General features: G+C 46.6%; 7 protein-coding genes. 1 reads left to right on the forward strand and 6 read right to left on the reverse strand.

Translation table 11 applies throughout. From position 1 onward, the window contains the following. Positions 1-56: 56 nt before the first annotated feature. Positions 57-1,001: an amidohydrolase family protein gene (locus CRO25_RS21265; RefSeq protein ID WP_079696337.1), complete on the reverse strand. Its 945-nt coding sequence runs from the start codon at positions 999-1,001 to the stop codon at positions 57-59. An 18-nt stretch (positions 1,002-1,019) separates the two neighbouring features. Beyond that, positions 1,020-2,528: an argininosuccinate lyase gene (argH, locus tag CRO25_RS21270; protein ID WP_256863718.1), complete on the reverse strand. Its 1,509-nt coding sequence runs from the start codon at positions 2,526-2,528 to the stop codon at positions 1,020-1,022. A gap of 231 nt (positions 2,529-2,759) precedes the next feature. On the opposite strand from argH, the gene solA reads away from it, so the two are divergent. Continuing rightward, positions 2,760-3,899, forward strand: coding sequence for an N-methyl-L-tryptophan oxidase (gene solA, locus CRO25_RS21275; RefSeq protein ID WP_079696338.1), 1,140 nt, complete (start codon positions 2,760-2,762; stop codon positions 3,897-3,899). A 192-nt stretch (positions 3,900-4,091) separates the two neighbouring features. Here solA and CRO25_RS21280 read toward each other — a convergent pair whose 3' ends face one another. The 4 genes from CRO25_RS21280 to CRO25_RS21295 all read right to left on the reverse strand — a co-directional run bounded on the left by CRO25_RS21280 (position 4,092) and on the right by CRO25_RS21295 (position 9,434). Then, positions 4,092-5,930, reverse strand: a complete 1,839-nt coding sequence (locus CRO25_RS21280) for an RICIN domain-containing protein (RefSeq protein WP_079696339.1) — start codon at positions 5,928-5,930, stop codon at positions 4,092-4,094. Between the two features lie 57 nt (positions 5,931-5,987). Then, positions 5,988-7,322, reverse strand: coding sequence for a glycoside hydrolase family 43 protein (locus CRO25_RS21285; RefSeq protein ID WP_079696340.1), 1,335 nt, complete (start codon positions 7,320-7,322; stop codon positions 5,988-5,990). An 882-nt stretch (positions 7,323-8,204) separates the two neighbouring features. Continuing rightward, positions 8,205-9,215: a phosphotransferase gene (locus tag CRO25_RS21290; RefSeq protein ID WP_079696341.1), complete on the reverse strand. Its 1,011-nt coding sequence runs from the start codon at positions 9,213-9,215 to the stop codon at positions 8,205-8,207. Positions 9,216-9,347: 132 nt separating this feature from the next. Beyond that, positions 9,348-9,434, reverse strand: a complete 87-nt coding sequence (locus tag CRO25_RS21295) for an IS3 family transposase (protein ID WP_372829096.1) — start codon at positions 9,432-9,434, stop codon at positions 9,348-9,350. Between the last annotated feature and the right edge of the window lie 15 nt (positions 9,435-9,449).

A 9,449-nucleotide genomic window follows, 5' to 3' on the forward strand; every position in this document is an offset into this window, starting at 1 on the left:
AGCCACTCTCCCCTCTTTTGCAACAAAAGTGTTATAACGTTCTCTATTTCCTTGGCTTACGCGTTGTTGGAACCGACGGCTTTGCCAACAGGCAGCTTCAACAGACGTCTTGCGTTATTTCCAAAGATGAGTTCAATGTCCGCTTCAGAGAAGCGAAGTTCACGGCATACCCGGACCTGATCCTGTAAATAACGATAGGGATAACCACGCGGAAATCCGCTTGCATCCGTTCCAAAGATAATTCGCTCCGGACCCAACAGTTCGTAGGTTTTGCGGAATAACGTCTCCAGGTTCAGCTCGTATGGCATCCAGCGTACCCACTGATTGGAACCGGATGTGTCGATGTACACATTAGGGCAGCTCCAACTTAGATGCAGAAGCTCCTGGAAATAGCCTGCGCCAAAATGAGGGATGATGAACGGAATATCCGGATAGGCACGGGCCGTATTAAAGATGGCAAGCGGATTGATGTTGGGATGATGAACGATGCCTCCGGCATGACCAAGCATGCCAAAATGAATCAGGACAGGCAGGCGGCGCTCTGCAAGAAATGCCCACACCGGGTCGAGCGAAGGAGAGTCAAAGGGAATCTGGGTGAGGGGACCAAACAACTTATATCCTCGCAATCCGAGCTCATCAACCGCCCTACGCAGCTCGATGGATGCATCTTCATTTTCAATGGGATGATAGGCGAATCCGGTAAACCGATCCGGGTATATGGATATTTGTTCAGCCAAGTTGTCATTATCCAGAGCCGTCAGAAAGTTAAGTCCAGCAATATTGTATTTGTCTAATTCCTCTACCCACCGTTCGATTAACGGCCGCGCAGCTTCCTCTCCCTGCTCCTCCACCGCCGGGAAGTCCCAGGTTAGTCTCATTCGCTCACTGCGTTCCTTGCCATATCGCGTCACCAACTCATGGTTTTTATATGAGGAAAGCAAAAGTTTATAAGGCAGATGGGCATGGATGTCAAAAACTCGAAAGTCGGGATTGGAGAACATTGATTTTGCTCCTTCCATTTAAATTCTGTTAAGCCAGCCGTTTAGAATTAAATCCAGTTTTGCATCTACAGAACGGAGTTTATTAGTGGTATCAAGACTCCATTGTTCCTGTTTGCCGAGACGGAGCGCTTGGGCCTTCAATGCTCTTGCCACTTCTTCCGGATTGGGTCCACCACGCACATGCCGAATGTGTACAAAATGCTCGGGAGATATTGCTTCCTCTAATTGCTCATAGGTTAGGGCAAGCGGCTTGGCGGCAATTTCCTGTACCGCTGTGTTCACAACCTCCCAGTTCAATCCCGAAATAGAAATACCAGATTCCGTCAGCTGTGTTACAATCCGGCTCACGATGGAATGAGCTTGTCGAAACGATAATCCTTCTGTGCGGACCAGCGTATCTGCAAGTTCGGTAACCATGGCAAAACTACGCTCTGCCCGTTCACGCAGCAATGACACATTGACCTTAAGGGTATCCATCACTTCGGACAGCAAGCGATATACGGATTCAAGTGTATTCAGACTTCTCCATACATAGGGCTGCATATCATCTTCGGTATCTACAATGTCACCAAAGGGTGTGTTATGCATCATGTTAAGAGCAGTTGCTGCATCCCCTTTGGCACTTGAAAGGAGTGAACGGGCGTGTTCAATGGATACCGGATTCCGTTTTTGCGGCATGATGGAACTAATCTGAACGTAAGGGGCAGCTACAATTAATGCACCATATTCCTGTGTGCACCATAACAGCAGATCCTGAACGAAACGCCCCAGATTTATAGCTGCCAGTTGGGCTACAGAGGCGGCTTCACCTGCATAATCTGCACCGCTGACGGCATCATAGGCATTCTCAATAATGCCATCAAAGCCGAGCAATTCTGCGGTTCGGTCTCGACAGACCGGAAATCCAGAAGTGGTGAGAGCAGCCGCACCAAGACTGCTGCGATTGCAGCCTGTATAGGCGGATTTCAACCGATCGAGATCCCGTTCAAGGGAATCGCTAACGGCACAGATGTAATGGGCAAGTGTGGTCGGCTGGGCTTGTTGGGTGTGCGTGTGAGCAATCATGAGGGTATCGATATGACGTAATGCAAATTCTCTTAGGCTTCGGTGTAATGACAGCCCTGAGGAAATCGCTGAGTTCAGCTTATCCCTTAGCACCATACGATAAATGGCGATTCCCATATCGTTTCTGCTTCTGGCTAAGTGCAGATTCCCGACAGAGGGTCCGCCAAGCTTCTCTAGTTCAACTTCGACTTGGTAGAACAAATCTTCAACGTGGGAGGAATACTCGCTCGTTCGGAGCCCATCCACATCCAGACTCTGTACAGCCGAAGCGATGTGGCACGCTTCTTGCTCCGGAATGATGTGTTGTTCACGGAGCATAATTAGATGTGCTTTGTTTACGGCCATCATGGGGTTCAGCAGATGCTGTGTGGCCTGGTTATAGGCGGGCTCAAGTACAATTTCGGCATAGGTTTGACTGGGAAAACCAGACGTTTGTGTTGGGTTCGTTGACGTTGACTTCACCTTCCTTGTTCTTCATCTGAATATACAGAGATCTGAAATACCGACTAATCAGGTCGGAATGTTTAGTTCAAAACTCTACCACTATTTTGGTATACATACAACTTTATCCTTAATCAAAATTTTCTATTGTTGTATCGGCTTTCTCTATAACCTGTTCTATTGACTGCCGTAGATTTGAAGACTAGATTATCCTGTATAAGATTGGTCTCTGAAAAATAAGCGGAAGGAGGGATGGTTATATCACATTCCTATGATGTCATTATCGTTGGAGCCGGATCGATGGGCATGAGTGCAGGTTATTATCTTGCGCGCAGTGGATTAAAAACATTACTGATTGATGCCTTTGATCCTCCGCATACGGAGGGCAGCCATCACGGAGAACCACGGCTTATCCGCCACGTATATAGCGGGGGACCTGATTATATAGCGATGGCACTTCTGGCGCAGGAACTGTGGGAAGAACTGGAGGATATTACCGGTACCAAATTAGTTGTACCTTCGGGCGTCTTGAATATAGTTGACCCGGACATCCATTCTTTTCATAATCGTTTAACCCATGCTGACGATGCGGGGATTCGGTATGAGACCTTGCGCGCAGCCGAAATCATGAAACGCTGGCCAGGCATTGAAGTCCCCGAACATTACGAGGGAATGTATGAGCCTGATGCAGGTTATTTATTCAGTGAACGCTGCGTGCTCGCCTTCCGTCAGGCAGCCGAAGCATCGGGTGCCTCTCTCTTAACGCATACACGTGTTGAACATATCGAGTGCAGTGCAGATTCTGTTGGAGTCATCACATCTGTTGGCGAAACGTATTATGCGAACCAGGTCATTCTCAGTGCCGGAGCATGGTTTCAGACGCTGAAACCGTTCGTGAACCTTCCCATTCGAGCTGTACGCAAAACCGTGGGATGGTTCGATGCACCGGAGGCATTGTTCGCCGAGGATCACTTTCCCGGTTTTACGCTGGCTGGAAAAGAAGGCGGATATTATGGATTTCCGAGCATTGGCGGGTCGGGTCTGAAGATTGGACGTCACGATACGGGGCAGGAGTGGACACCAGGCGGTACACTGGCTTCATTTGGCTCTGATAAGACGGATGAGGGTGATCTGCGGAGATTGCTTGAACTTCGGATGCCTCTGGCAGCGGGAAAGCTGAAGCGTGGTGCGGTATGCAAATACGAGTTCACACCGGATGAAGATTTTATTATCGACCGTCACCCTGCCCATAACCATGTATGGCTGGCAGGCGGATTTTCCGGTCATGGCTTCAAATTTGCAAGTGCAGTGGGCAAAATATTGTCTGACTTGGTGCAAACAGGGCATACGGATCAGGATATTGGACGATTTGCCCTTTCCCGTTTTCAATAGAGCACTAGCCCCGGAGAAGGCTGAACTAGTACTGAACGTAAGCTAACTCGATTTGGTGTATCAGGATGAACTCCTTTCTTGAGCCGTGCCGTGTGGCATAGCGCGCCCTACTTCAAAAAAGGAGTATCCTTACCTTAGCAACGTTGAATCATTCTAAAGCGAGAGCAGTCCGCGCAATGAATACTCTCCTTTTTAATTCACTTTAACCAAACTCCATTGCTGATTGGCTCCACCATTGTCTGCCCATTGAATGGTCGAGGCACCAGCGGTTGTGGAGCTCTGGTTGATATCAACGGTTAAGCCGCTATTGCGGTTCACGAGCACAAGATATCCTCCGACATCCACCGGTAACCATTGTTGATTGTTGCCCCCGTTATCCTGCCACTGAATCAAGGCTGCTCCTCCTTGAGTAGAGCTCTGATTCACATCCAGCAGCAGACCACTGCCTACGTTACGGATCTTATAATAACTGTTGCCCGCAGACTCCAACTTCCATTGTTGGTTTGCTGCGCCATTGTCGTTCCACTGGATGATCGTTGCACCCCCGGCAGTAGAAGCCCCATTCACATCCAAAGCGAGACCACTGTTCCGATTGATCAGCTTATAGATCGCCCCGGATTCATATCCTGTGCTGCCATTATACGTCGCGCCAGATATGACATAGGTCGTAACCGAGCCCGCTTTGGCGGTCGCTGTAAACTTTTTATTCTGAATGTTGATGTTGGTCAACTGCTGCAACTTCTCCGTAGAGGAGGTCCGGTGTACTTGAGCAGACGATCCAACACTTGTAAACTGACTCAAATCATACGTCACCGCTGTATCACTCGAATCCGAATTGGTAGTCACCAGCACCACTTTACCTGAAGTAGCATCATAGGCAGCAAGCGTATTGGCATCACTCATGCCGATGATCTTGTAACCAGGACGAATAAACTTGCTGTAGTTGCCCATGACATAATATTTCTGATTCACAGTGTAACTGGTCGTTTGCGTGTTATTCAGTACGTTTTTGAAAAATCCCCAGCCATCCGCACTATCTACGACCTGCCAGTAGACCCACGCACTCGCCCCCATGTTGCGTATATCCTTAAGGATCGTGCGTGACATCGTTAGTCCGCTGGCATCCCCGTCTCCATATTCTGAGGTCCAGAGATGTTTTCCCGCTGAAGTCGCTGTATTCCGCAATGATGCACGATTGCTTCCGCCATAGGTATGTGTGTTAATTTGACTGATCGCAGACTTCACTGCACTGCTGTAACTGTTGAAGGAAGTGGTTGTGTCATCCAGACTGTATTCTTCTGGTGCGCTCAGCTTCGTGGACAATCCCTTTGCTGTAAGTGAAGATTGCACCTGGCTCAGAATCGTGTTCTGATCTGCCCGATCAAAGTGCATACCCTCCTGATTATTGCCCAGCTTCCACCAAGTGGAGATCGGTTCATTAAGCGGGGTAACTGTGTCAAACGTGATGCCCCAGTTATCTCTGAAATGCTTCACGACCTCTGTGAGATAATCAGCAAAATCATCATAATAATCCGGCTTGAGATTATTGCCACCATTCGCGGCCCCGGACACACTTCCGCTAATGGTCATCCAATAGGGTGCCGAGTTCGCAAAGGCTTCAAAGACGTTGACTCCATATGATTTGGCGGCTTGGAGCATATACCTCTGATTGGCATCTGCATTCCAGTCATACACGCCCGGGGAAGGCTGATATCCCGGCACGGCTTTGCGATATTCCAACACATTTGATGAAGGATTATCGCCGCCTCCAATGTTGTAACGCAGGACGTTCAGACCTAGTCCTGTTGTTGGGCTAAACATCTTTTCCACATACTCATCCCGGTTAGAGTAATCTCCGACCACTTTGCCCCACCAGGCAAGGGATGTTCCCCAACCTTCGATGGTCTGATATTGCTTCGAGGGATCAGCCGTGGCTGTATAAGAACCCGCGGCGGATGCTTCCGTACCCAAGCTCCCTGTTATAAGACTTCCTGCCATTAGCAGGGTTCCCAACCGTTTCAACCATTTCATTCGATTCACTCCTTCTAAAGTAAAATGAGTTCAGTTTCAATGGAAGAATCCAGAAGATTACTGTGCAACCTCTCGGAAGGTCGCGTCTGACTTATCGAGTGCGGTAACGACAGCTTCCAATTTCAGCACATTATTGTAATGCCTCAGATACTGGTTCGGGTTACTAAACAAGGCGTACGATGTCCAAGCGGCGTTAGCAAGTCCATTTACACGTTTGAACGTGGCATCATTTCGAAACGTAGCACTGCCGTCATTTTTCACCAGTGTGATGTTGCCATTATTATTGCGCAGGAAATAGCCTGGATAATTCATAGACTCAAATGAAATGCCTGTTGCATTCGCCAGCCCGGGAACGATACGAAACTGTGCGTCCTCTGCGGGACTGACACTGGCATCGATTCGGGCCTGATAGTTATAATGGCGAATGAAGCTGCCTGGCACATTATAGGACTCCAGCTTGCGGATATCGCCAGGCTGCCCGGTTTCTTTCAACACAGTCATGTGCCGAACCAATCCGGTCAGACCGGCAAGCTCCTGCTTTGCACTCCAGGTCTGAAACCCGTCAGCAGAGTCGCTGTAATAATATTTTTGTGTAGAGTATCCGTCAAAATAGATTCGCCAAGAACCGTTATCCAGCTGGACAAGCGCAGGTCCCTCTACCCAGGAGCCCCAGCCTGCCCAATCCCCTGTCCCTTTGAATGTGTAAGGTCCGGTGAGGGAAGTAGCTGTAGCATATTCGATATACTTGGTGGTCTCATTCTTGGTGAATGCATGGTAGGTTGATCCTGTCTTGACGATGAAGGTATCGATGTAGTTGGGTGCAATGCCTGCAAGCTCTGTGGCAGCAGACCATGTTGTGGAAGACAGCGTTGCATTGGTCGCTGTGATGACATAAGGTTTGAAGTTCTCATAGTTGCCTGGGGAGATGGACACGATGATGTTCAGACTGCCGTTGCTGTCTTTGAACCATTCCGGTGCCCAGGTATGTGCAATCGTGGTGGGTGGAGATAGCGTAATATTGCGGACAAACGTCCAATTCACCTTATCTGTGCTGGATGCGATGCCGATCGTATTGCCTGACCAGTTCGTGGTATAAACGACATAATACAGCCCATCCGTATGCTTCTTGATGCTGGGATCACGGATCAGATTGGCCGGGGGTGTATAGGCAGGCCCTTTAAGCAAACCGTAATTAGTCGCATTGTAGGATTCATAGATATACAGATTGGATTCGCTCGTATTGGTAAAAGCCGAAATCGTGTAAACACTTGTTGCTGCTCTGGCTGTATTCGGGAATAACGTGATGAGTAAAAGCAATGCTCCAAGCAGCATGATCATGCCAGACTTACAAGTTTTGAATAATCTTGTACTCCATCTTTTCCTTGTGAACATGGGTCATCTCCTTATCCAAGAGTGATTAGAATGATTAATTAGAATCTACCACATGGCGAATAAACTTTATCTTGGAGTTGCCCCTCTATAAGCAAACCTCACGACTACCTGTTCGAATTCCAATTACATGAGGCATTACTCCCTTCATAGATCATGGATGAACAATTGTTCTATATGTAAGTGAACACAATAAATGAAGTGAAAAACGTTATTTCTGCTCATTGTACTGATCTATTCACCACAGTTTTCCCATTTTCTTAGTCCAAATCACGCACAAAACTGAATTCGAAGGTTCATGACCCGAATTATTTTGACTAAGAAAATGAGGTAATATGCCTGCGGTAAAAGGTACATCTTTGCGTTGTATGATGCTATTTTCGAGTCCTAATCCATCTCTTGTTGATTTATCTCTGGCATGCTAATGTGAATTGGTTGTATTAGGACTCATTTCTACAAAAGGCTGCTCCAAATCAATCTCGATTCAATTATCTTTCCCAAGCATGGCTGAATCGGTGCGACGGCTACGTCCAATGCATGATCTACTTCACGACAACCCAGGATAACGCATCAAGCAGGAATTGTACCCGTTCTGGTATTCTGCCTTCTTCGTCGAACAAAAGTAGTTCATTCTCTTCCTGTAGCTAGGCTACTGGAATCTTGTAATCCTCTTGCGGAACAATCTGCCAGTGACGCCCCAGATGATGTCCGTTCAGCTTTGCTCATACCGGTCAGGCGAAGCGTCAGGTTTACCTAAGGGTGCTCGGAAACGAAAACAGTAAGCTTCACGAAACGCCAGCGGTACAAAACTGCAGGTGTTTGAACAAACATGCACCAAAAACAATTTATTTTAATAATAACTAATGAATTACAATTTATTATAAATCAAAAATTGTCAGTACAAATTGATGAACCTATAAAATTATTTCTAAATTCTTCTATAAACTCATTCAACCAATCTTCCCCATAATCCAATGCTCCCGTATCGCTTGGAATAAACATGACATCGAGAGACATAACCCAAAAACGTCTTACCAAAACGAACACCTCAACCGCTTCTTCATCTCGAACAGATAACGGACGTTTTGAACGATAGCCTTCCAATAATTTTTGCCAAAGCACGTCTTTCCTATCCTCTGCCTGTCTCTTTCGAATACGTACTTGTGCAAGATCATATGCACGCCATCCAGTCGCTACCCATTCGAAGTCATAATGTACGAATGATTCGCCACGTTGAAAAGCATTGTTATTGCCGTGCATGTCCCCATGGCACAATCCCCAATCTAACCCTTGTGAAGTGATTGACTTCACACGCTGACTTAATGCATCAGCATAAGCTTTGAGAAACGCGACCTCTGGATGGTCCTCTCCAATATACTGAATGATATTTTCAAGTGGCTTCCATATTAAAGCCCCCATATCAAGGCTTGAACGTTCTTTTGGGACAACGATTTGATCTAATGCGTTATGAATGACTGCAGCAGATCTACCAAATATATAACAGGATTCTTCATCATTTAATATATTCTCTGCCCCTTCTATATATCGAAAAATAACAGCCATTCTCGCGCCCTCAGGTGCTCTCAGAACACTGTATGCCATATTATTTATTTTGCAAATGGCTTCAGCGATGTCAGCGTGTGTTGAATGATGTAGAATATCTTTTAACTGAGCCAGTACCGACAATTCATATATAACATCGTCTTCTGTAATTTCTGTACGATAAATTCTCAAAATATATGTATCTGTATCCGTTTGTATACGATAAGTATCGTTTAGTCCCCTTAACCAATACACACAGGAAAGCCATGGTCCCAAGTTGTATTGGCTTTCCAATACATCTTTAAGATAATTAGGATTAAGGATGGATCGCATAGCAATAGGTTGATGATTCATATTTATTGTGCCCCTTTTCCAGAAATGATTTCTTTGTTCTCTATGCAAGCTAGAAAAATTAAACCAGCCTCCTTCTCCTTAAGGTGAACTGTGACCCTGTTTGTAGCCACTTTTAAAAAGGAACCTTCGTTCTCAAGCAGCAATCAGATGGCTTCTGTATTCATCAGGAGTCATCTTTTTTAATGTCCATTGGTACCGTTCGGTGTTGTAGTAGGTGATGTATTCATTGACGCG

The sequence above is a fragment of the Paenibacillus sp. RU5M genome (assembly GCF_900221055.1).
In the GTDB taxonomy this organism is placed as follows: domain Bacteria; phylum Bacillota; class Bacilli; order Paenibacillales; family Paenibacillaceae; genus Paenibacillus; species Paenibacillus marchantiae.